Genomic DNA, 24,538 nt, shown 5'->3' on the forward strand with positions numbered 1-24,538 from the left:
CCGAGGAACTGCACGCCACTCGCGGGCGGTTGAAGACGCTCGAAGGCCGCCGCACCGAACCCGTGGCGATCGTCGGCATGAGCTGCCGACTGCCGGGCGGCGTGTCCTCGCCGGACCACCTGTGGGATGTCGTCGTGAAGGGCGAGGACGCGATCGGCGCGTTCCCGGCCGACCGCGGCTGGGACGTCGACGCGCTGTACGACCCGGAACCGGGACACCCCGGCAAGACCTACACCCGCTCCGGCGGATTCCTGCACGACGCGGCGGACTTCGATCCGGCGTTCTTCGGGATCACCCCGCGCGAGGCGCACGGAATGGACCCGCAGCAGCGTCTGATGCTGGAGGCCTCGTGGCAGGCCCTGGAGAGCGCGGGCATCAACCCGCAGACCCTCAAGGACACCCGCACCGGTGTCTTCGCCGGTTCCTTCCACCACGACTACGACCCCGGCGGCGGCAGCGTCGGCAGCCTCGTCTCCGGACGCGTCTCGTACGCGCTGGGACTGCAGGGGCCCGCCGTCACGGTCGACACGGCCTGCTCGTCGTCCCTGGTGGCTCTGCACCAGGCGGTGCGGTCGCTGCGTGACGGCGAGTGCACGCTGGCTCTGGCCGGTGGTGTGACGGTGCTGTCCACGCCGGGCGTCTTCGTGGAGTTCTCCCGTCAGCGCGGCCTGGCCGCCGACGGCCGCTGCAAGTCGTACGCCACGGCGGCGGACGGCACCGGCTGGGGCGAGGGTGTGGCCGTGCTGGCCCTGGAACGCCTCTCCGACGCGGAGCGCCTCGGCCACCGGGTCCTGGCGGTCGTCCGCGGTACGGCGGTCAACCAGGACGGCGCCTCCAACGGCCAGACCGCTCCCAACGGCCCCGCGCAGCAGCGGGTGATCCAGGACGCCCTGGCCAGTGCCGGGCTGGGTCCGGCCGACGTCGACGTCGTCGAGGGACACGGCACGGGCACGACCCTCGGTGATCCGATCGAGGCGCAGGCGTTGTTGGCGACGTATGGCCAGGGGCGGGGCGAGGACCGGCCGTTGTGGCTGGGCTCGGTGAAGTCGAACATCGGTCACACGCAGGCCGCCGCCGGTGTCGCGGGCATTATCAAGATGGTGCAGGCGATGCGGCACGGCCTGATGCCGCGCACCCTTCACGTGGACGAGCCCTCGCACCACGTCGACTGGACCGAGGGCCAGGTCAAGCTCCTTACGGAGAACGAGCCGTGGCCGGAGACCGATCGCCCCCGCCGGGCCGGCGTGTCGTCCTTCGGCTACAGCGGGACGAACGCGCACGTGATTCTGGAGGCCGCGCCGGTAGGGGAGTCGGTGTCGGATGACGTGGCGGGGCCGTCGCTGGGCGGTGTGGTGCCGTGGGTGTTGTCGGGGCGGAGCGAGGCGGCGCTGGCCGAGCAGGCCACTCGCCTGCTCGCCCGGATCAGCGAGGGCGGCGCACTCCATCCGCGGGATGTCGGGTTCACGTTGACCGGGGGGCGTGCGGTGCTTGAGCACCGGGCTGTTGTCCTTGGCGATGGCGGGGCTGAACTGGCGGCTGGCCTGGGGGAGTTGGCTGCGGGGCGTGCGGCTTCGGGTGCTGTTTCGGGGCGGGCGGGGGCTTCGGGCGGCTCTGGTGGTGTGGTGTTTGTGTTCCCGGGTCAGGGTGCGCAGTGGGTGGGTATGGGGCGTGAGCTGCTGGAGTTCTCGCCGGTGTTCGCGGGTCGGATGGCTGAGTGTGCGGCTGCGTTGGAGCCGTATATCGATGGCTGGTCGCTGTTGAGCGTGGTGCGGGAGGGGGATGAGGAACTCCTTCGGCGGGTTGATGTGGTGCAGCCGGTGTTGTTCGCGGTGATGGTGTCGTTGGCGGAGTTGTGGCGGTCGTTGGGTGTTCGTCCTTCGGCTGTGGTGGGGCATTCGCAGGGTGAGATTGCGGCGGCGTGTGTGGCGGGGGCGTTGTCGTTGGAGGATGCGGCGCGGGTGGTGGCGTTGCGGAGCCGGGCGATTCTGCGGCTGTCGGGGCGTGGCGGCATGGTGTCGGTGCTGGCTCCCGAGGAGCAGGTGGCCGTCCGGCTGTCGGACGGACTTCAGGTCGCGGTGGTGAACGGGCCCGAGCAGGTCGTGGTCTCCGGTTCACCCGACGAGCTGGACGCATTCCTGGCCGGGTGTGAGGCGGACGGTGTCCAGGCGCGTCGTATCGCGGTGGACTACGCCTCGCACTCGCCGCAGGTCGAAGACCTGAAGTCCGAACTCCTCGATGTGCTGGGGGGTATTGAGCCGCGTACGGGTCAAGTGCCGCTGTTCTCAACCGTGTCGGGTGAGTTGATCGATACGGCGGTGATGGGTGCGGAGTACTGGTTCACCAACTTGCGTCAGACGGTGCGCTTCGACGCCGCCCTGCGGAACCTCCTTGAGGCCGGGCACCGCGTCTTCGTGGAGAGCAGCCCCCACCCCGTTCTGCTCGGGGCAGTGACGCAGTACGCCGATCACCTTCGTACGAACGGAGTGACCGCCGTCGGCACGCTCCGCCGCAACGAAGGTGAAGAGGCCCAACTGCTGCGCGGCCTGGCCGAGGTGTTCGTCGCCGGGGTGGCGGTGGACTGGTCGCCGTGGGTGGCGGGTGGCCGTCTGGTCGAGCTGCCGACGTACGCCTTCCAGCGCCGCCGGTACTGGCAGCCCGCCGCCGCGACGGCCGCCGACGTCGGCTCCGCCGGTCTGGAGGCGCTGCGGCATCCGATGCTCGGCGCCGCAGTACGCCTCGCGGGTGGTGACGATGTCGTGCTCACCGGGCGGATATCGCGTGCCACGCATCCGTGGCTGGAGGACCACGCCGTGTTCGGCACGGTACTGCTCCCGGGAACGGCCTTCGTGGAAATGGCCCTCCGGGCAGCCGACGAGGTCGGCTGCGAGGGGCTGCGGGATCTGACCCTGCACGCACCGCTGGCCCTTCCTGAGCAGGGCGAGATCGACCTGCAGGTGCAGATCGGAGCCGCGGACGGCACCGGGCGCTCGTTGGACGTCCACTCCCGGCCCCGTCGGTACGACGACACGGCGGAGTGGACCCACCACGCCAGCGCCGTACTCGTCACCAGCGACGGCACGGGCGCCACCACGGTCCCGGAGACCGACGGCCCGCTGTACGGGACGGCGTGGCCGCCCGCCGGCGCGGAGCGGCTGGACGCCGCCGACCACTACGACACGATGGCCGACGCGGGTCTGGAGTACGGACCGGCCTTCCAGGGGCTGTCCGACGTGTGGCGGCTCGGCGACGAGATCCTCGCGCAGGTCACCCTGCCCGGCCGACAGGCCGAGGAGGCACAGAAGTTCGGCCTGCACCCCGCCCTCCTCGACGCGGCGCTGCAGGCCGCGGCGGTGGACGGCCTGGAGGGCCGCACGCCGCTGCCCTTCTCCTTCGGATCGGTCACCCTGTACGGCCGTGGTGCGAGCGAGGTGCGCGTACGCATCGCCCCGACCGGGGGAGACACCTTCACGGTGGAGGCGGCGGACCCGTCCGGCGCGCCGGTCGCCCGGATCGACTCGCTTCTCGTACGCCCGGTGACGGCCGGCGATCTCGCCACGCCGGACAGCGGTACGGAGGTGCTGCTGTCCGTCGAGTGGTCGGAGTGCGCGGCGGGCGAGGGTGCTTCGGCCCCGAACGCCGACACGGACCCCGGCACCGGCACGGACATGTCGGATGTGACGCTCCTGAAGGCCGCCGAGGCCGGGGCCGGTTCTGGTGACAAGACCGGCGACAAGACCGGCGACAAGACCAGCGACGAGGCCGCCCGTGCGCGTGCGGTGATCCAGGACGCGCTGCGCGGCATTCAGGAGTGGCTGGCGCAGGACCGGCCCGCCTCGGCGCGCCTGGTCGTGCTGACCCGCCACGCCGTGCCCACCGGCGCCGAGGAGTCCGGCACCGCCGTCGACCTCGCCCACGCCTCCGTGTGGGGCCTGGCCCGAGCAGCCCGCGCGGAGAACCCCGGCCGCGTCGTCCTCGTGGACGCCGACGGCGACCTGGACGCCCTCAACGAGGGCGCGCTGCGGGACGCACTGCGCACCGGCCTGCCTGAACTGGCCCTGCGAAAAGGAAAGTTGTACGTGCCCGCCCTGCGCCGCCGGACGACAGCACCGGTCGCCGACGGCACGGCCGCGGCCCTCGGTACGGGCACCGTCCTGATCACCGGCGGGACGAGCGGCCTCGGCGCACACGTGGCCCGGCACGCCGCCGGACTCGGTGCCCGGCACCTGCTTCTCCTCTCCCGGCGCGGCCCCGCCGCCGAGGGGGCCGAGGCGCTGCGCGACGAACTCACGGCAGCGGGAGCCCGGGTCACCGTGCGGGCCTGCGACGCCGCCGACCGGGGGCAGTTGGCGCGGGTGCTGCGCGAGATACCCGACGAGTATCCGCTGACCGCCGTCGTACACGCAGCGGGCGTCCTGCGCGACGCCGTTGTCGAGTCGATCGACGCGGACGGCCTCGACGCCGTGCTGCGGCCGAAGACCGACGCCGCCTGGCATCTGCACGAACTGACCGCGGGAGCCGACCTGTCCGCCTTCGTCGTCTTCTCCTCGCTGGCGGGCGTACTCGGCGGTGCGGGGCAGGGCGGTTACGCCGCCGCCAACGCGTTCCTCGACGCGCTGGCCCAGCAGCGCCGCCGCACCGGGCTGCCCGGACTGTCCCTCGCCTGGGGCCTGTGGGCCGAGGCCACCGGCATGACCGGACACCTCGGCGAGGCCGACCTGGAGCGGATCAACCGCAGCGGGATCGCCGCCCTCGGCACCGACCAGGGACTCGGCCTCCTGGACGCCGCCCTCACCCGGGATGCCGCCCTCTCCCTGGACGCCGACGACGCGCTGCTCCTCGCCGCCGTCCTCAACGAGCCCGTCCTGCGGTCCACCGGGCCGGGCCTGCTGCCCCCGCTCCTCGTCGGCCTGTTCCCGCCGCGCCGCCGTGTCACCGTGGCCCGCGCCGGCCACGCGTCCGCCGCGGGCGGGCACATGGCGCTCGACTCGCGGGACGCGGTCGTGGACCGGCTGCGCTACCGGTTCGCCGGGACCATGGGGTTCGACACCTCGGAGCTGGACACCGTCGCGCCGCTCGTCGGCCAGGGCCTCGACTCCGTGATGGCCATGCAGATTCGCAGCCTGATCGAGGCGGACTTCGGCCAGTCCCTGCCGATCGCCTCGCTGTTCAACGGCGCCGGCGTCGAAACCATCGCCGATCAGCTCATCGCGGGCGCGGGACAGCCGGTCGACGGGGCCGCCGCCGACGGCGTGCAGCCCGACGGGGGCGCCGAGGAGGCCGAGGAAGTGGCGGAGGTCGTACGCCATCCCGCCACGCGGGACGTCGTACGCCTGCTCCGCGCCGAGCAGCACGGCACCCCGAGCGTCACGCACCACATCGGGCTCGCCGTACGCCTGACCGACCCGACGACCAAGGACCGCCTGACCGAGGTGATCGCCTCGCTCGCCGCCCGGCACGCCGCGCTGCGCACCGCGATCGTCCCGGACGCGGACGGCGGGCAGCAGTTGGAGGTACGGCGCACCCTCGGCGGCGACCTGGTGCGCTGGTCACCGGTGGACGAGGGCACCGACGTGGACGCGCGGCTGCGGGCGCTGATGGAGCCGGAGTTCGATCTGACCCTCGCCCCGCTGTGGCGGTTCGAGCTGCTCGCCTTCCCGTCCGGCGAGCAGGTCCTCGTGTTCGGCGCGCACCACGCCGTCTCCGACCTGGCCTCGCTGATGCTCGTGGCGCACGGCCTGGGCGCCGGCCTCGGCGGCGCCGAGCCGCCCGCCGCCGTCACCAACCGCGACATCGACCTGCTGCTGCGCGCGCAGGCCGCGCGCCCGGCGGACCAGCCGGTTCCCTCGGCCGACTGGCGCGAGGACTTCGTGGGGGCTCGGCGCCTCGACCTGGAACTGGCCGGGCCCCGGCCCGCGCAGCGGTCGTTCCGTTCGGCCATGCACCTCGCGGACCTGCCGCGGGAGTTGCACGAAAAGGTGGCGGCCCGCGCCAACCGGCTCGGCATCACGCCCGCGGCCTTCTGGCTCGGCGTCCTGACGGTGCACCTCGCCCGGCTGCGCCAGCGGAACAGGTTCGTCCTCGCGGTCCCCGTGGACACCCGCATGCACGTGTCCGCCCTCGACGCGGTCGGGTACTTCGGCCTCCCCATCCCGTTCGCCGCCCAGGTGGAGTCCGGGGAGGCCGCGGCCGACGTACTGCGCCGCACCGACAGCAGACTCAGCCGGGTCCTGGAACGCGGTGTCACGTTCTTCGACGCGATGTCCGCCCTCGTCGAGGAGGGGCTTTTCCGCAAGGACGCGCCCCTCGTCGAGGTCTACTTCAACTACATGCCGCCGCAGGCCGGCGCCGTGGAGGGGCTGCGGATCGTCCCGGCCGGCACCGGCTACTCCGACCTCGACCTGATGGTCACGGTGATGCCGGGCCTCGGGAAGGTCGGCCTCGAATACAACGCCGACATCCTCGACGAGGCGAGCTGCGCCGACCTCGCGCGCGGCTGCCTCGCCCTCGCCGCGGCGATCGCCGACGGCCCCGACACCCTGGTCGCGCTACCGGAAGGACCTCCCGTGGCCCCAGAGCCCCATGTGGCCGCCGAACCTGACGCGGCATCCGTGACCGCCTCGGCCTCCGTAACGGCAGCGGCCCCCGAAGCCGCAGCGGTCGCCGAGTCCGCGTCGGTCCCCGAAACCGGGTCGGCTCCCGAGGCCCGGCCTGCGGCCCGGCCCGCGCCCCGGCCTGCGGATCGGCCTGCGGACCGGATCGCCGTGGCAGCCACCTTCGCCCTCGGCAACCTCCCGGCGATGCTGTCGGTCGCCCTGGAGGACGCCGGCGTCGACGGCGGACCTTTCACCGTGGTCGAGGCCCCCTACCACCAGGTCCTCGCGAGCCTGCACGACCCGGGCAGCGTGCTCGCCGAGAAGTCGACCGCCGCCGGCCTGGTCCTGCTGCGTCCCGGCGACCTGACACGTTTCGCGGACGCGGACGCGGACGCGGACCCGGACTCGGACTCGGGCGCCGACACCGGCAAGGGCGGCGATCTGCTCGCCCAACTCGCCGACGAGTACCCGGCCGCCCTGCGCGCCCTCGCCGAACGCACCCGTACCCCGCTCGTCGTGGCCTTCCTGCCGGAGCGCTCCGACAACGAGCGGCTGCGCGCGTGGGAGCGGCAGGTGACGGCGGCTCTCGTGGACCGGCCGGGCATCGCCGTACTGCCGTCGGACACGTGGCAGGACGACGACCACCCGGCGGACGACGTGTTCGACGCACACACCGACACCATGGCGCACCTGCCGTTCCAGGACGAGTTCCAGGCGGTCGTGGCGCTGCGCCTCGCCGACATCGCGTGGAACGTCCGCCGCCGGGCGCCCAAGGTGATCGTCGTCGACGGCGACGAGACGCTGTGGAGCGGCGTCGCGGGTGAGATCGGTCCCGACCACGTCGACTTCACCGGGCCCCGCGCCCTGCTCGCCCGGCGGCTGCTGCAGTGGCGGGAGGCGGGCGTACTGCTCGCCCTGGTCTCCAACAACGACGAGGAGACGGTGCACCGCATCCTCGACCGGCCGGACAGCCCGCTGCGCCGGGAGCACTTCGCCGCGATCTCCGCGGCGTGGGAGCCGAAATGGACGCGGATCGTGAGGATCGCCGAAGATCTGCGGCTCGGTCTCGACAGCTTCCTGTTCCTCGACGACAACCCTGTGGAAATCGCCGGGGTGCGCGCCCAGTTGCCCGAGGTGCTGTGTGTCACCTGCCCGAGCGCGGGCGAACTCGGCGCACTGGTGCACCGGTTGTGGCCGATGGTGCCGCGCGCGGCCACGGCGGAGGACGCCGCCAGGGCCGGCTTCTACCAGGAGGAGCAGGTACGCGACGAGGCCCGCGCCCAGTTGGGCTTCGCCGAGTTCCTGGAGAACCTTCAGCTCGAACTCGACATCGAGCCCGTGTCGGAGCAGACGGCCGAGCGCACGATCCAACTGAGCAGGCGCACCAACCAGTTCAACCTGAGGCCCCGCCCCCTGGACGCCGCCGAACTGGAGCGGCTGCGCAAGGACGGCGAGGTGTGGACGGCCACCGCGCGCGACCGGTTCGGTGCGTACGGGCAGATCGGCGTCCTGGCCGTCACGGCGGACGGGGACACGCTCGAAGTGGTCGCCTGGATGATGAGCTGCCGGGTGCTCGGCCGTGGCGTGGAGGACCGGCTGCTGCGGTGGCTGGCCGACCGGGCCGAGGCCCACGGATGCGGCACGGTGCGCCTCGTCGCCGACAACACGCCCCGCAACATTCCCGCCCGGCGCCTGGTCTCCCGCCTGGGCGGCGGCGATGTCGAGGCCCCGCGCCTCGAAGCGGTGGTGGCACTCGCGCAACTCCGGGAGTTCCGTTCCTGGGACCTCGGATCCGAGAAGAACGCAGCGGAGGACAGCAATGCCTGAGGCGGGTAGCGGCACCAGCCGCAACCGGAGTGTCGACCGTCGTCCCGAGGCGGAGGTGATCGAACGGCGCGGGCCGGGCCGGGCCCAGGCCGCCGACCTCCTCGCGCGCTTCCGTGGGACGGCCGAGGCCCCCGCACCGCGGATCGAACCCGCCGCACCGCGGATCGAACCCGCCGCCCCGCGCACGGCGTCCCCCGCCCCGCGGCCGGCCGCCGCCGACGGCGCGGGGACCCGCGGGGTCGCGGAGGTCGCCGCGGACATCGTCGCCCGCGCCGCCCGATTCCTGCCGGGGAGCCCGGCCGGAACCGAGACGGACCTCTTCGACGTCGGTCTGTCCTCGGTCGACGCGGTCGAACTGGTCGCGGTCCTGGCCAGGGAGTTGGACGTACGGGTGACGCTGGACGACGTCTTCGCGGACGCCCGGCCCCGCCGTATCGCACAGCGCTGGGCCGCGGCGGCGGGGCTGCCCACCACGCTGCCCGACACCGCCGTGCCCGACACCGCGGCACCCGGCACCGCCGCACCCGGCACCGAGCCGCACGCGCTGTCGTCCACGACCGCACCGGCGACAGCGCCGGCGACCGCGCCAGCCATCGAGCCGGTCGTCGTCCGCGGGCCGGCCGACGGGGTGGACGAGGACCTGGAGATGATCCTGGCCGACCTCGCGCTCGCCGACCGGCTGCCGTTCAGCCACCAGGTCGACCCCGTCCCGCCGCGCCGCATCCTGCTCACCGGCGCCACCGGCTACCTCGGCAGCCACCTCCTGCTCGACCTGCTGCGGCAGGGCGACGCGCACGTGGTGTGCCTGGTGCGCGCGGCGGACGACGCCGCCGCCGAACGGCGCCTCGCCGAGGCCCTGGCGAGCTTCGAGCAGCCCTGGTCCTTCGAGGTCCGGCGCCGGGTCACCGTGCTCGCGGCGGACCTCAGACGGCCCCGCCTCGGCCTGTCGGACGAGACCTGGGCGGGCCTGGTCCAGGACATCGACTCGATCGTCAACGTCGCCGCCGCGGTCGACTTCCTGCGCGGCTACCCCTCGCTGCGCCAGACCAACGTGCTCGGCCCGCTGGTCCTCGCGGAGCTGGCGATGACGGGACGCGCCAAGCCGCTGCACCATGTCTCGTCGGTCGCCGTGTTCAACGAGGTCGGCATCGAGAAGATGGGCGAGGACGACCCGGTCGCCCATATCGACCGTCTCTTCGCGGGCTACGACAAGTCGAAGTGGGCCGCCGAGGCCGTGCTGCGGCGGGCCCGTGAACACGGCCTCACCGCGACGTTCCTGCGGCCGGGCGCGATCGGCGGGCACACCCGTACCGGTGTGTACAACCCGCGCGACCTCAGCACCGGCCTGATCGGTGCGTTCTCCCGCTACCGGGCCGTGCCCGCCTTCAAGTTCATGAACCTGGCGCCGGTGGACTGGATCAGCAAGGTGGCGGCCGCGGTGGTGTTCGACCCCCAGGCCTGGGGCCAGAACTACAACCTGACCGGCCGCGCGGAGACGCTGCCGGAGCTGGTCAAGGACATGAGGCTGGCCGGCATGAACGTACGGGTGGCCAACTGGCGGGACTGGCGCGACGATCTGCTCCAGCGGCACGCCGCCGAACCGGTTCCCGAACTCGACTTCCTGATCCGCATCCTGCGCAGCCCCACCGCGATGAAGCTGTTCGAGGCGCTGATGTTCGGCCCCGAGGCCGGGTCGGAGCGTACCGAGAGGTTTGTGACGCGGCACCGGCTGCCGATGGCGGAACGGTACGGCGCGCAGGCCCAGTTGAAGGCGTTCGAGCGGATGGCGAAGGACGGCGTGGCACGGCTGCCCAGCCGTGAGGACCCGCCCTATCTGTCGTTCCGCGAGCGGACGAAGGGCCACGTGGGCCCGGTCGGGGCGGACCCCGACACCAAGTGCCGTATGGCCCTCACGCTGTCCATCGCGAGCATGTACCAGGTCGTACGGCACCGGAAGATCGACGTCCGCGGCGAGGTGACCTGCGAGCGTCTGCACCGGCGGCCGCTGACGGTGGAGGCGGGCGAGATCTGGGTCCGCCCCGACGAGGGCGTCCCGCTGCGGCACGGCAGCGACCATCCGCTGCTGCGCTATCGCCTGGTCCTGGTGGACCGGGACGGCGGCCGCTGGTGGCTGGAGGGCTGGAAGACCGCCCGCGCCAGCCGCGACTTCTGGAAGCAGACCCGGACCATCGACGTCACCATCGGGCGCGAGGGGGAGCCGGCGAGCCTGGCCGGCGTCGTCACGGTGCCCGGCAAGAGCTACGTCCCGGACCAGATCGACGGGATCCGGGTCGACCCGAGGCTGTCGCCGCAGGAACAGCGGCTCGCCAAGCTGGCCTGGCTCTCGTGGTTCTTCGTGCAGGTGGGCATGGGGCTCGCGGAGCCGACCCTGCGGGTCGCCGCCGAACTCCTCGACCTGCGCCGGGACGCGATCGACCGGGACAAGGACAAGCTGCAACGCAAGATCAGGAAGCTGATGATCAAAAGGGAGCAGATCCGATGACGCTGAGGCCCCTCCACCACGCACTCGGGGACCGGGTCGAGGAGATTCCCTTCACCGCCTCCGACGGCACGGAACTCGGCCTGTGCCGGGTCGCCCCCGAGGACGGCTCCACCGACCGTCCGGCCGTGCTCGTCCTGCACGGCCTCACGGCCTCGGCGGACATGTTCACCCTGCCCGAGACCCGCAACCTGGTCGACGTCCTGCTCGACGCGGGCTACGAGCCCTGGCTGCTCGACTGGCGCGGCAGTTGCCGGCTTCCGTACAACGAGGGCCGGGTGCGCTACACCTTCGACGACGTGGCGCTCTACGACATCCCCGAGGCGGTGGCGCTGATCAGGGAACGGATCGACGGTCGCCGGCTGCTGGCCGTCGCGCACTGCATCGGGGCGATGTGCCTGTCACTGAGCATGGCGGCCGGCCTGGTGCCCGGCCTCTCCGGCGTCGTCGCGCAGGGGGTGTTCCTCACACCGAAGATGTCCTGGAAGACGCGCGCGCGGCTGCACTTCGGCGGGGAGCTGCTCCGGTCCAGCTTCGTCAACATCCCCACCGACTTCAAGAAGGTGGGCCTCTGGTCGAAGCAGTCGCTGATCTTCGCGGAGGTCTCGCTGGGCGCCGAGTGCAAGGACCCGAACTGCCAGATACTCCACAACGACTCGTGGGGCGTGGGTGGTTCGCTCTTCGAGCACGACAATCTCCACGAGATCACCCACGACCGCCTGGCCGACCTCTACGGCACGGTGCCGATGTGGATCCTGCCGCATCTGCGCAGCATCGAACTGGCCCACACGATGATGCGGTACAACGACTCCGACGGCCGGTACGACGCCCTGCCGAAGAACGCCCTCGACAACGCGGGCTCGTTCGAGGCACCGCTGATGCTGCTGTCCGGCAGTGACAACCGCTTCTGGTACGACTCCAACGAGATCTGCCACGACGTCCTGTCCCGCCGGTACCCGGAGATGGACGTCCGCTACGTGGAGGTGCCCGGCTACGGTCACCTCGACGCGTTCATCGGCCGCAACGCGGCGCTGGACGTGTTCGGCCACATCGTGGACTTCCTCGACGAGTGCCGGTCCGCCCCGCCGGGACAGGTCCGCGCGGGAACAGGCAGTGGCGCTCGATGACATCGGCCGACGGGCGGCCGGGCGCCGGGGCGCCCGGCGCACGCCTGGTGATGCCCCTCATCCTGCTCGCCATCTTCACCGTCCCCCTGTCGGTGTCCGGAACGGCCGTGTCCCTGGGCGACATCGCGGACGACCTGGGAAGTTCGCCGACCGGCGAGCAGTGGGTCCTCAACGGGTACAACCTGACCTTCGCCTGCTCGACCCTCGTCTGGGGCTCCGTCGCGGACATCGTCGGGCGGTGGCGGGCCCTGCTGACCGGACTGCTGATCTTCGGCGCCGGATCCGCGCTGAGCATGGCCGCGACGAACTATCTGGTCCTGGACTCGGCCCGGCTGGTGGCGGGAGCCGGGGCGGGGGCCGTCTTCTCGGTGGGCACCGCGGTGGTGTCGTCGAATTTCGAGGGCGAACGCCGAACCCGCGCGTTCGCCCTGCTGGGGTCGGTCGCCGGCCTGTCCCTGGCCTTCGGCCCGACCCTGTGCGGTCTGTTGACCCAGGTCGCCGGCTGGCGGCTCGTCTACGGGTTCCAACTGGTCTGCCTGGTCGTCGCCTGCGCGGGCATGCCGTTGATCCGCCGGGCCGCCGACCACGAGAAGCGGCACGCCGCCCGGATCGACGTGGCGGGAGCCGTGCTCTTCTGCGCGGCGACCACCCTGGTGCTCGGCGGTCTCGCGCTCGGTTCGGCCACCGGGTGGGTGTCGCTCCCCTTCCTGCTCTGCACGGTCGCCGGGGCGGTCTGTTACGGGCTGTTCGCCTGGCGTGAGTCCACCGCGCCGAGCCCCCTGCTGAGCCTGCGCACCCTGCGGAGCCGGCGCTTCTCCGGCATCACGCTCGTGGTCGCCGTGGCTTCCTTCACCTTCACCAACGCGGTCGCCTATCTGCCGGTCTTCCTCCAGGGCGCCTACGACTTCTCCCCGGGGGCGAGCGGCGCGTTCCTGATGTTCCTGACCGTGCCCGTACTGGTCGCGCCCCTGATCGCCGGGCGGCTGGCCGCCCGGGGGACGCCCCTGGACAAGATCATGACGTGGAGCATCGCCCTGCTCGTCGTGGGCCTGGTGCTGACGGGCGTGGGCGCCGGGCCGGGCCTGGTGTGGATGGCGCTGCCGATGGCGGTCGTCGGCGTCGGATTCGGTCTGCAGGCCGGTCTGGTGGACGGTGAGGCCCTGTCGCAGGTGCCGGAGAAGGAGGCGGGCATGGCGGCCGGGTGGATCAACACCGTACGGCTCGGCAGCGAGGCCATCGCGGTGTCCCTGTTCGGCTCGCTGTTCGCCAGCTTCGTGGGCAGCGCCGCCGACGCCTCCCGTCAGGGATTCGCCGTCATCACGATCGGCTCCACCTTGTTCGCGGCGGTGATCGGCGTCTGGTCGGTGGTCCTCATGCGCCGGGGCCGGCAGGGTGAACCGCTGCTCCCGCGGAGTCGGGTCCGCGCCCGGTCGGCGGACACCGGGTCATGAACACGGAGTCGTGAACAGCGGGTCGTGAACACCGGATCATGAACACCGGATCATGAACACAGGGTCGTGAAACGGGGTCGGTACCCGCCTCAGCACTCGATGATGTTCACCGCGAGCCCGCCCCGCGCGGTCTCCTTGTACTTGACCGACATGTCGGCGCCGGTCTCCTTCATCGTCTTGATGACCTTGTCCAGGGACACCTTGTGGCTGCCGTCGCCGCGCAGCGCCATCTTCGCGGCCGTCACCGCCTTGACCGCCGCCATGCCGTTGCGCTCGATGCACGGGATCTGGACGAGGCCGCCGACCGGGTCGCAGGTTAGGCCGAGGTTGTGCTCCATGCCGATCTCGGCGGCGTTCTCGACCTGTTCGGGGCTGCCGCCCAGGACCTCCGCGAGGGCGCCCGCCGCCATGGAGCAGGCCGAGCCGACCTCGCCCTGGCAGCCGACCTCGGCGCCCGAGATGGACGCGTTCTCCTTGAAGAGCATGCCGATCGCGCCGGCGGCGAGCAGGAAGCGGACGATGTCGTCGTCCTTCTCGGCGTCCGTGTGGCCGGCCGCGGCGAAGTTCAGGTAGTAGTGCAGGACGGCGGGGATGATGCCCGCCGCGCCGTTGGTGGGTGCGGTGACGACACGGCCGCCCGCCGCGTTCTCCTCGTTGACCGCCATCGCGTAGAGGGTGATCCACTCCATCGCGTGGGCCGCCGGGTCGCCCTCGGCGCGCAGCTGCCGCGCCGAATTCGCCGCGCGGCGGCGGACCTTGAGGCCGCCGGGCAGGATGCCCTCGCGCGCCATGCCGCGTGCCACGCACGCCCGCATGGCTCCCCAGATCTCCAGCAGACCCTCGCGGATCTCGGCCTCCGTGCGCCATGCCTTCTCGTTCTCCAGCATCAGCGCGGAGATCGAGAGCCCGGTCTCGCCGGCCAGCCGCAGGAGTTCGTCACCGCTGCGGAAACGGTACGTCAGCACCGTGTCGTCCAGCTTGATGCGGTCCTCGCCCACGGCGTCCTCGTCCACGACGAACCCGCCGCCGACCGAGTAGTACGTCTTCTCCAGGAGGGTGCCGCCGTCGGAGTCGTACGCGGAGACCGTCATGCCGTTCGCGTGGTACGGCAGTGCCTTGCGCCGGTGCAGGACCAGGTCCGCGTCGAAGTCGAAGCCGATCTCGTGCATTCCGAGGAGGCTGATGCGGCCCTCCGTACGGATGGCGTCCACCCGCGCGTCGGCGGACTCGATGTCGACGGTACGGGGGGACTCGCCCGCCAGGCCCAGCAGCACCGCCTTGGGCGTCCCGTGGCCGTGGCCGGTGGCGCCGAGCGAGCCGAAGAGTTCGGCCCTGACCTTGGCGGTGTGGGCCAGCAGGCCCTCGTTCTTCAGCCGGCGGGCGAAGAGGCCCGCCGCGCGCATGGGACCGACCGTGTGGGAGCTGGACGGGCCGATACCGATCGAGAACAGGTCGAAGACCGAGATGGCCACGGTGGGACTCCTAGCTGGTTGGTAGACGCCGTTGTCTGCCGGGGTGGTGCAGAAACCGCACATACAGGGTGGAACGGTACGGGGCACCGCGCGCGCCGATCGGGTGCGCGCGGTGCCCCGGGGGCGTGTCCGGAAGTCCGGAGACGCCCGAGCCGTGGTCGCGGGTGCGACTACAGGCCGGGGTACAGCGGGTGTTTCGCCGCCAGCGCCGTCACGCGCGCCGCCAGGGCGTCGCGGTCGAACTCGGGCTTCAGCGCCGCCGCGATGACGTCCGCGACCTCGGTGAAGTCCTCGGTCGTGAAGCCGCGGGTGGCGAGCGCCGGGGTGCCGATCCGCAGGCCGGAGGTGACCATCGGCGGGCGCGGGTCGTTCGGGACGGCGTTGCGGTTGACCGTGATGCCGATCTCGTGCAGCCGGTCCTCGGCCTGCTGGCCGTCCAGCTCCGAGTTTCGCAGGTCGACCAGGACGAGGTGCACGTCCGTGCCGCCGGAGAGGACCGAGACGCCGACCTTCGTGACGTCGTCCTGGACCAGGCGCTCGGCGAGGATGCGCGCGCCGTCCAGCGTGAGCTGCTGGCGCTCCTTGAACTCCTCGGTCGCCGCGACCTTGAAGGACACCGCCTTCGCCGCGATGACGTGCTCCAGCGGACCGCCCTGCTGTCCGGGGAAGACCGCGGAGTTGATCTTCTTGGCCAGCTCCTGGGTGGAGAGGATCACGCCGCCGCGCGGGCCGCCCAGGGTCTTGTGCGTGGTCGTGGTGACGACGTGCGCGTGCGGCACCGGGTTGGGGTGCAGGCCCGCGGCGACCAGACCGGCGAAGTGCGCCATGTCGACCATCAGATACGCGTCGACCTCGTCCGCGATCCGCCGGAACGCGGCGAAGTCGAGCTGACGCGGGTACGCGGACCAGCCGGCCACGATGAGCTTCGGGCGCGACTCCTTGGCCAGGCGCTCGACCTCGGCCATGTCGACCTGACCGGTCTCCTCGTCGACGTGGTAGGCGACCACGTTGTAGAGCTTGCCGGAGAAGTTGATCTTCATGCCGTGCGTCAGATGACCGCCGTGGGCCAGATTCAGACCCATGATCGTGTCGCCCGGCTTCAGCAGCGCGAACATCGCCGCGGCGTTGGCCTGCGCGCCTGAGTGGGGCTGCACGTTGGCGTGCTCGGCGCCGAAGAGCGCCTTCACCCGGTCGATCGCGATGTTCTCGATGACGTCGACGTGCTCACAGCCGCCGTAGTACCGGCGGCCCGGGTAGCCCTCGGCGTACTTGTTGGTCAGGACGGAGCCCTGCGCCTCCATGACGGCGACCGGGGCGAAGTTCTCCGACGCGATCATTTCGAGCGTCGACTGCTGGCGGTGGAGTTCGGCGTCGACGGCGGCGGCGACGTCGGGGTCGAGCTCGTGGAGAGAGGAGTTGAGGAGCGACTTCGAAGACATCACAGTCCCTGGGGTCTCAGTTGCCGGAGAATTCGGTGTAGTCGTCGGCGGAGAGCAGGTCCTTCGGCTCCTCCGTGACGCGCACCTTGAACAGCCAGCCGCCCTCGAAGGGTGCGGAGTTCACCAGCGAGGGGTCGTCCACGACGTCCTGGTTCGCCTCGGTGACCTCACCCGTGACGGGGGAGTACAGGTCGCTGACCGACTTGGTCGACTCCAGCTCGCCGCAGGTCTCGCCCGCGGTCACCGTGGAACCGAGCTCGGGGAGCTGGGCGTACACGACGTCGCCGAGGGCGTTCGCCGCGTACTCCGTGATACCGACCGTCGACACGCCGTCATCGGCGGTCGACAGCCACTCGTGCTCCTTGCTGTAGCGCAGCTGCTGGGGGTTGCTCATGTCGTGAATTCTCCTGTACGCGGGGGAGTGGTGGTGAACACGTGTCTTGCCCAGTGAGATGGGGCCCGGTCCGGCGGGCGCTACTTCTGACGCTTGTAGAAGGGCAGCGCGACGACCTCGTAGGGCTCGATCGAGCCCCGGATGTCGACCCCGACGCCCGTCGTGCCCGCCGCGGCGTGCGACGCGTCCACGTAGGCCATGGCGATCGGCCGGCCCAGCGTCGGCGACGGAGCGCCCGAGGTGACATGGCCCACCACCGCACCGTCCGCCACCACCGGGTATCCGGCGCGCGGCACGCGGCGGCCCGTGGCGACGAGTCCGGTCAGCTTGCGCGGGGGCGCGGTCTCGGCGCGTTCGGCGGCGGCCTCCAGCGCCGTACGGCCCACGAAGTAGCCCTCCTTCTCGAACTTGACGACCCGGCCCAGGCCCGCGTCGAAGGGCGTGAGGCCGGTCGTCAGCTCCTGCCCGTACAGCGGCATGCCCGCCTCCATCCGCAGGGTGTCGCGGCACGAGAGGCCGGCGGGTACGAGTCCGGCGGACGCGCCCGCGGCCATCAGGGCCTGCCACAGCCCTTCCGCGTGGCGGGGCTCCACGAACAGCTCGAAGCCGTCCTCACCCGTGTAGCCGGTACGGGCGATCAGCGCGGGTACGCCGGCGACGGTGCCGGGCAGTCCGGCGTAGTACTTGAGCCCGGCCAGATCGGCGTCGGTGAGCTGGGCCAGGATGCCGGGCGACAGCGGGCCCTGGACGGCGAGCAGCGCGTACGCGTCGCGGTCGTCCCGCACCTCGACATCGAAGTCCGCGGCGCGGCCGGTCAGCTCGTCGAGCACGACCTGCGCGTTGGAGGCGTTCGCGACGACCATGAACTCGGGGGCGCCGTGGGTGTCGAGGCGGTACACGATCAGGTCGTCCAGGATCCCGCCGTCCTCCTGGCAGATCATGGTGTAGCGGGCGCGGCCCACGGCGAGGGTGCCGATGTTGCCGACCAGCGCGTAGTCCAGCGCCTCGGCGGCCTGCGTGCCGGTGACGGTGATCTCGCCCATGTGGGAGAGGTCGAAGAGACCGGCCTTCGTACGGACGGCGAGGTGCTCCTCACGCTCGCTGGCGTAGCGCAGCGGCATGTCCCAGCCTGCGAAGTCGGTCATCGTGGCGCCCAGCGCGCGGTGCACGGCGTCGAGCGCGGTGAGGCGCGGGGCGTCGGGACCGGCCGCTTCGGGGACGGGGGTGTCGGACGTATCGCTCATAGGTGTGGCTCCCAGGGCATGACAGAGAGGACAATCCTCCCCATCTGTCATCGGAACCTGAGAGGTTCATCACGACGTGTACGTACACGTACGCATACGGAGGTCGTGACTTGCACCTTGGGTGGAAGCGCCTGACGGCGATTCGCTTTTCAGATCTGCCTCGTCCGCGCGGTACTGGGCCTGAGAGATTCAAGGGAGGAACTTGCTCCTTCGGCGCCCGGCACCAACGGTGACCGGGACTCTCCCGCGCGGATTCGAACGGCCGGTATGGAGTTGGCGCGCACATCATCGCACGCGACGGCCTCCGTAGGGAGGGAGGGCGGCGGGGACGTCCCACCGGGCGGCCGGACGGGGCCGACAGGGCCGTGAGCAGCAAAACGCTTGGTGCCGTATTACCAGTTCTTTACACTTGATGGGCAAGGGTCATCGGCCACGGCGATGGACCCGACAGGGGGAGGGCGATGACGTTGCAGCGGTCCCGTGCAGGTGCGTACGCGACGACCGCGGGGGTGCCCGCCCAGCCGGCCGCGGTCCCCCGCAAGGCCTTGGCGGCGGTGCCGCCGGTCATCCGGGACCTGCGGGAACGGGGACGGCGGGGGCCCCGGCGGCTGACCTTCGGCGACGGCGACGTGGTCGTCGTCTCGGGCCTGCCGGGCAGCGGGAAGTCCACACTGATCGGCCGGGCCGCCGCGGGCCGGGGGATCGACTCGCAGGACACCCGCGACCGCTGGGCGGGCCGGCTGCCCGAGCGGCTGCCGTACGCCGTCTACCGGCCGCTGGTGCGCCTCGCGCACTACGCGGGGCTGCGGCGCGCGCTGCGCTCCGGTGACAGCGTGGTGGTGCACGACTGCGGCACCCAGGCGTGGGTCCGCCGCTGGCTGGCCCGTGAGGCCCGCCGCCGCGGCAGAAGGCTCCATCTGGTGCTGCTCGACGTGACCCCGAAGACGGCCCGCGCGGGTCAGCGCGAGCGCGGGCGCGGGGTGTCCGGCTACGCCTTCGCCCGCCACCGCCGCGCGGTGTCCCGCCTCGTCACGGCGGCGGAATCCGGCCACCTCCCACCGGGCTGCGCGTCGGCGGTCCTCCTGGACCGCGACGCGGCGGGGGCACTGACGGGGATCGACTTCCCGGGGGCGTGAGCGGGGCCGTGCGCGTGGCACGCGGCAGGGGCGCGCGGGCCGCCCTCCGGCCCGGGGCCGTCCCCGATCACCGGAGGGCCGGCGGATGCGCCCCGTCCGGCGGTCGAGGACGAATCCCCACGCGGGGGGTCCCGGCTGGGCTGGGCCTACCCCCGATCACCGGAGCGCCGCCGCGTGCGGCCCGTCCGGCGATCGGGGACGAATCCCCACGCGGGGGTCCTGGCGCCCCGCGTCGCCGGTGGGCGGGCGGAGCGCGGATCCGGCGTCGGCGTCGCGCGGCCACGGGCCCGCGGCGTTAGGGTTTCCGCGGCACGCGGGGCGGGCCGCACGCACGGGCGACACGGGAGAGTTACGTGAACACAGCATGGCCGGGCAACGAGTTGGAAGAGGTGCTCGCCGCCTCGCTCGGGAACGCGGCCGCCGGCGGGCGGCTCGTCGAGGTGCTCGGGCGCAGCCGGCTCTGGGTGCCGCTGCCCAACGGCGGCGGACCCGACAGCCCCGCCCTGGATCTGCCCACCATGGAGATCGAGGGCGCGCCGTACGTCCCCGTCTTCAGCTCCGAGCAGCAGTTCCTCCAGTGCGTCGGGGCTCATATGCCGTTCACCGTCGCCCCGGCCCGCGAGTTCGCCCGCGGCCTGCCCCCGCAGCTCGGCATCGCCGTGAACCCCGGCGGCATGGTCGGCGCCCCACTGCCGCCGCTCGCCGTCGCGGAGCTGTGCCGGGTGGGCCGTACGCCCCTGGACGGCCCCGCGAGCGGCGGGCGGGTGCGGCTCTTCGAGCCCGACTGGCAGGAGGACCCGGTCGACTTCCTGACCGCGGCGGCCGAGGAGTTCGAGGCGTCCGGCGTCGTCCTCAGCGCCCGCCGCGGGCTCGCCAGCGTCGAGGGCGAGGCCCCGGTGCTCTTCGTCGGTGTGCAGCTCTCCTCCTGGGAGGCCGCCGAACGCAACGCGCCCATGGACGCGCTGGGCAGGGCACTCGGCCGCGTCCACGTCGGCTGGCCGGTCAATCTCGTCCTGCTGGACGCCACTCAGGACCCGGTCGGCACCTGGATGCTGGAGCGGGTGCGGCCCTTCTACCAGCGGACGGCCGTTCCGCCCGCGTAACACGCCGTCGCGACCGGCCCCGGAACCGGCCATGACCCGCCGGTCTAAGCTGGTTTGATGGCCTGGCCGGCACGGGCCCGAAGCGGGGGAGGCCGGTCCAAACAATGGATCGACGAGGGGCGGGACCAAGAGTGAGCGCGTCAGGCACCGCGGCGACGGGGCAGGTCGAGCACATGCTGCGCCAGGTGACGCCAGGACGCTACGACGCCTACGAGGCGCTGCTCCAGGCACTCGCCGACGGCTCCGGGGGCCAGGTGTGGATGCTGCTCTGGCACGGCCGCGCGGGCTCGCCCGACGCGCAGTACGGGAACATGGAGGTCGACGGCCTCGGCTACGCGCCCTGCGTCACCTCCGCCCAGGAGCTGTCCGTCAGTGGCTGGAACCGAGCGCACGAGGTCGTCACCGGCCGCGACGTCGCCCGCGCCCTCTACCCCGAACGCTGGGGGATCTGGCTGAACCCGCACGCGCCCGGCGGCGGCGTCGGCATCCCGTGGCTCGACCTGCGCCGGATCGCCACCGGCCTCGACCGGATGCCGGCGGGACCGCTGCGGCTGTCCGAACCGGCCGTCGAGATCCCGCAGTTCTACGCGCTGCTCACCCAGAACGCCCACCGCACCCCCGCCGTACGGTCGTTGCGCCGCGCCTGGGTGCACCCCGCGCTCGGCGCGCCGTATCTCACCATCGGTCTGGATCTGTACGACACGAGCCCGGCGTCCGTGGACGCCGTACGCGCGATGATGCAGCAGTCCATCGGCGCGGTCCCCGAGGGGCTGCCCGTCTCCACCGTCGCGATGTCGGACGAGTACGACCCGGTCACGATGTGGCTGCGGGCCAACTCGCGGCCGTTCTACGACCGGGAGGCCCACGGGGCGCCGCAGGCCGCGTCCGGTTACGGCTACCCGCCGGCCGCCCCGCGCGCCTACTGACCACCCGGCGGCGCCCCGGCCCGTACCGACCAGTACAGTCAGCCGCGCCGTACATTCTCCGGACGGCGCGAGCCGTACCGAAACGTAGCGAAAACGGCCCGCCGTTCCGCTCAGGCGATCACAACGTCCGGATAACGGTAGGTGTCTGACTCCATCACGTTTGAGCAAACATTCCCCTTGACCACTGGCGGGTGATCACTACGGCCATGAAGACTCCCGGCAGCGGGGACCGTCGGTCCTCTGTGCGAGCAGTCCGGCATCGCTCCACGGGAAGCCCTCGACGGGACGCTTCCGCGACACCAGCACCGACGTGTGCGCCAACTGATGCGAGACAGGCCGTTACAACGGCGGGTATGGGGCCGGCGACCGCCGGCCAGGAGGGGTCGAAGACGTTGTGACCGCACCGATCGAGACCACCAAGTCGGCTGCCGAAGTGCAGCCGGAGGCAGTGCTCACGGGCGCCAAGCAGAGCCAGATCGAGGGTCGTTCGCTCGGCCGAATAGCCTGGACGCGCTTCAAGCGCGACAAGGCCGCCGTGGCCGGCGGCATCGTTGTCATCCTCCTGGTCCTCCTCGCGATACTGGCCAAGCCCATCCAGGCCGTCTTCGGCCTCGACCCCAACGCGCTGAACCAGGACCTGGTGGACCCGGAGCTCCTCGCCCCCAAGGGCGCCTGGGGCGGCATGAGCTGGGACCACCCGCTCGGTGTGGAGCCCGGCCTCGGCCGTGACCTTCTCGCCCGCATCATCGAGGGCTCCTGGGTCTCGCTCCTCGTCGCCGCCGGAGCCACCCTGCTCTCCGTGGCGATCGGCACCCTCCTCGGCGTCATCGCCGGCTACTACGGAGGCTGGGTCGACGCCGTCGTCAGCCGGCTGATGGACACCTTCCTCGCCTTCCCGCTGCTGCTCTTCGCGATCTCGATCTCCGCCGCCCTCCAGGACGGCGCCTTCGGACTCAGCGGACTACCCCTGCGGATCGCGGTGCTGATCTTCGTGATCGGCTTCTTCAACTGGCCCTACATGGGCCGGATCGTGCGCGCGCAGACCATGAGCCTGCGCCGGCGCGAGTTCGTCGACGCGTCCCGAAGTCTGGGGGCCCGAGGGCCCTTCATCCTCTTCCGGGAACTGCTGCCGAACCTCGTGGCGCCGATCCTCGTCTACTCGACGCTCCTGATCCCCACCAACATCCTCTTCGAGGCCGGTCTGAGCTTCCTCGGAGTGGGCATCGCCCCGCCACAGGCCTCATGGGGCGGCATGCTCACCACCGCGGTGGACCTGTACGAGGTCGATCTGCACTACATGTTCGTGCCCGGCATGGCGATCTTCATCACCGTGCTGGCCTTCAACCTGTTGGGTGACGGGCTGCGTGACGCACTCGACCCCCGCAGCAAGTAACCACCCACGCAGCACCCACGTAACACTCAGCACCATCCACAGCGGCCGACCTTGAGCTCCGTGCCGTATCCATTGATAGAGGGGCTTTCCTCAGGATGAAGACCAAGAAAGCGACAGCTGTCCTGGCGACAGCCATCGTGCTGGCGCTCAGCGCGTCGGCGTGCGGCGGCTCGGACAGCAAGGACAACGACAGCAAGGGCGGCGGCGCCGGTATCGACGCCGGACTGACCTCGGTCGTCAACAAGTCCGACAAGAAGGGGGGCACCGTCACCTTCGAGCACTCGGACGTGCCGGACTCCCTGGACCCGGGCAACACCTACTACGGCTGGGTGCAGAACTTCTCCCGGCTGTACGGCCGTACGCTCACCACCTTCAAGCCGGCCGCCGGCAAGGAGGGCCTGGAGGTCGTCCCCGACCTCGCCGAGTCGCTGGGCGAGCCGAGCGCGGACGCCAAGACCTGGACGTACAAGCTGCGCAAGGGCGTCAAGTTCGACGACGGCAGCCCGGTCACGGCCAAGGACGTCAAGTACGCCATCGAGCGCAGCAACTTCGCGCCCGAGGCCCTCTCGCACGGTCCCACCTACTTCAAGGCCTACCTTGAGGGCGGCGAGAAGTACAAGGGCCCGTACAAGGACAAGTCCGCCGAGGGTCTGAAGTCCATCGAGACCCCGGACGACCAGACCATCATCTTCAAGCTCAACAAGCCGTTCGCCGACTTCGACTACCTGGCGACCTTCTCGCAGACGGCCCCCGTGCCGGCGGCGAAGGACAAGGGCGCCGAGTACGTCAAGGCGATCGCGTCGTCGGGCCCGTACAAGTTCGAGTCGTACAACGAGGGCCGCAGCGCGACCCTCGTGCGCAACCCGCACTGGGACAAGGCCACCGACCCGATCCGCCCGGCGCTCGCCGACAAGATCACCATCAAGTTCAAGGTCAACCCGACCACGGTCGACCAGCACCTGATGAGCGACAACATCACGGTGGACGCCGCGGGCACCGGCCTTCAGACGAAGACCCAGCCCAAGGTCCTCACCAAGCAGAGCGAGAAGGCGAAGACGGACAACTCGTACGCCGGCGCCACCTCGTACCTCGCGCTGTCGACGAAGGTGAAGCCCTTCGACAACGCGGACTGCCGCAAGGCCGTGCAGTACGCGGTCGACAAGGCGTCCGTCCAGGCCGCGCTCGGTGGCGACACCAAGGGCGACGTGGCGAGCACGCTGCTCCCGCCGACGGTCAACGGGTACGAGAAGTTCGACCTGTACCAGACCGAGGGCAACAAGGGCGACGTCGCGAAGGCCAAGGCCGCCCTCGCGGACTGCGGTCAGCCGAACGGCTTCAAGACCAACCTGACGGCCCGCTCCGACCGTCCCGACGAGGTGCAGATGGCGACCGCCATCCAGGCTTCGCTGAAGAAGGTCGGCATCGAGGCGGAGATCAAGCAGTACCCGTCGGGCAAGTACTTCGGTAACTTCGCCGGTGTTCCGAGCTACGTCAAGGAGCACGACCTCGGCATGATGATGATGGCGTGGGGCGCCGACTGGCCGACCGGCTTCGGCTTCCTCGACCAGATCGTCAACGGCTCCGCCATCAAGCCCTCGGGCGGCAACAACCTGATGGAGCTGGACGACCCGACGATCAACAAGGCGCTGTCGGACGGTATCGCGCAGACCGACGCCGCCGCCCGCACCAAGGCGTGGGGCGGGGTCGACAAGCTCGTCATGGAGAACGCCTCCGTCGTGCCGCTGATCTACCGCAAGAACCTGCTGTACCGCCCGGACTCGGCGACCAACGTCACCGTGACCCAGGCGTACCTCGGCATGTACGACTACCTGCTGATCGGCTCCACCACCTAATCCAGCGGTAGAGCTTTCCCAACCCCCCGAAATGCCTGAAAGGCAGGTGAAGGCTTCGGGTCCGCCGGCCGGGTCACCCC

The 24,538-nt window shown here is 71.4% G+C and carries 12 protein-coding genes, 1 pseudogene and 1 riboswitch; of the genes and pseudogenes, 9 read left to right on the forward strand and 4 right to left on the reverse strand.

Annotated elements, in window-relative coordinates; genetic code table 11:
• Window positions 1-56: 56 nt before the first annotated feature.
• The 4 genes and pseudogenes from ACFUN8_RS09820 to ACFUN8_RS09835 all read left to right on the forward strand — a co-directional run.
• Window positions 57-8,420, forward strand: a pseudogene (locus tag ACFUN8_RS09820) (HAD-IIIC family phosphatase); the annotation flags it as partial.
• Window positions 8,413-10,923 carry a thioester reductase domain-containing protein gene (locus tag ACFUN8_RS09825; RefSeq protein ID WP_383634043.1) on the forward strand — a complete coding sequence of 837 codons (2,511 nt, stop codon included), beginning with the start codon at window positions 8,413-8,415 and terminating at the stop codon, window positions 10,921-10,923. The pseudogene ACFUN8_RS09820 and the gene ACFUN8_RS09825, both read left to right, overlap by 8 nt.
• A complete protein-coding gene (locus tag ACFUN8_RS09830) occupies window positions 10,920-12,047 on the forward strand; it encodes an alpha/beta fold hydrolase (protein WP_383634045.1) in 1,128 nt (375 codons plus the stop codon). Before ACFUN8_RS09825 ends, ACFUN8_RS09830 begins: the two co-directional genes overlap by 4 nt.
• Complete coding sequence (locus ACFUN8_RS09835) at window positions 12,044-13,498, forward strand: MFS transporter (protein WP_383634047.1); 1,455 nt, start codon at window positions 12,044-12,046, stop codon at window positions 13,496-13,498. The genes ACFUN8_RS09830 and ACFUN8_RS09835 overlap by 4 nt, the downstream gene beginning before the upstream one ends.
• An 89-nt stretch (window positions 13,499-13,587) precedes the next feature.
• Here ACFUN8_RS09835 and ACFUN8_RS09840 read toward each other — a convergent pair whose 3' ends face one another.
• The 4 genes from ACFUN8_RS09840 to gcvT all read right to left on the reverse strand — a co-directional run bounded on the left by ACFUN8_RS09840 (window position 13,588) and on the right by gcvT (window position 18,047).
• The gene (locus ACFUN8_RS09840) at window positions 13,588-14,970 is read right to left on the reverse strand and encodes an L-serine ammonia-lyase (protein WP_383634049.1); all 1,383 of its coding nucleotides are present in this window, start codon (window positions 14,968-14,970) and stop codon (window positions 13,588-13,590) included.
• A 170-nt stretch (window positions 14,971-15,140) separates the two neighbouring features.
• A complete protein-coding gene (gene glyA, locus ACFUN8_RS09845; RefSeq protein WP_383634051.1) occupies window positions 15,141-16,409 on the reverse strand; it encodes a serine hydroxymethyltransferase in 1,269 nt (422 codons plus the stop codon).
• 16 nt (window positions 16,410-16,425) lie between these two features.
• Entirely contained in the window at window positions 16,426-16,803 is a 378-nt protein-coding gene (gene gcvH / locus ACFUN8_RS09850) for a glycine cleavage system protein GcvH (RefSeq protein ID WP_383634053.1), read from the reverse strand.
• 80 nt (window positions 16,804-16,883) lie between these two features.
• A complete protein-coding gene (gene gcvT / locus ACFUN8_RS09855; protein ID WP_383634055.1) occupies window positions 16,884-18,047 on the reverse strand; it encodes a glycine cleavage system aminomethyltransferase GcvT in 1,164 nt (387 codons plus the stop codon).
• Between the two features lie 159 nt (window positions 18,048-18,206).
• Window positions 18,207-18,304, reverse strand: a riboswitch (glycine riboswitch).
• A 204-nt stretch (window positions 18,305-18,508) separates the two neighbouring features.
• Here gcvT and ACFUN8_RS09860 point away from each other — a divergent pair.
• From ACFUN8_RS09860 to ACFUN8_RS09880, 5 genes are all read left to right on the forward strand, one after another.
• A complete protein-coding gene (locus ACFUN8_RS09860) occupies window positions 18,509-19,183 on the forward strand; it encodes an AAA family ATPase (protein WP_383634057.1) in 675 nt (224 codons plus the stop codon).
• Between the two features lie 353 nt (window positions 19,184-19,536).
• Window positions 19,537-20,286, forward strand: a complete 750-nt coding sequence (locus ACFUN8_RS09865) for an enhanced serine sensitivity protein SseB (protein WP_383634059.1) — start codon at window positions 19,537-19,539, stop codon at window positions 20,284-20,286.
• A gap of 131 nt (window positions 20,287-20,417) precedes the next feature.
• Entirely contained in the window at window positions 20,418-21,212 is a 795-nt protein-coding gene (locus tag ACFUN8_RS09870) for an enhanced serine sensitivity protein SseB C-terminal domain-containing protein (protein ID WP_383634061.1), read from the forward strand.
• A 394-nt stretch (window positions 21,213-21,606) separates the two neighbouring features.
• Entirely contained in the window at window positions 21,607-22,605 is a 999-nt protein-coding gene (locus ACFUN8_RS09875; protein WP_383634063.1) for an ABC transporter permease, read from the forward strand.
• Between the two features lie 95 nt (window positions 22,606-22,700).
• Window positions 22,701-24,458: an ABC transporter substrate-binding protein gene (locus ACFUN8_RS09880; protein ID WP_383634065.1), complete on the forward strand. Its 1,758-nt coding sequence runs from the start codon at window positions 22,701-22,703 to the stop codon at window positions 24,456-24,458.
• Window positions 24,459-24,538 lie beyond the last annotated feature (80 nt).

It is taken from the genome of Streptomyces sp. NPDC057307, from assembly GCF_042667665.1.
Lineage (GTDB): Bacteria > Actinomycetota > Actinomycetes > Streptomycetales > Streptomycetaceae > Streptomyces.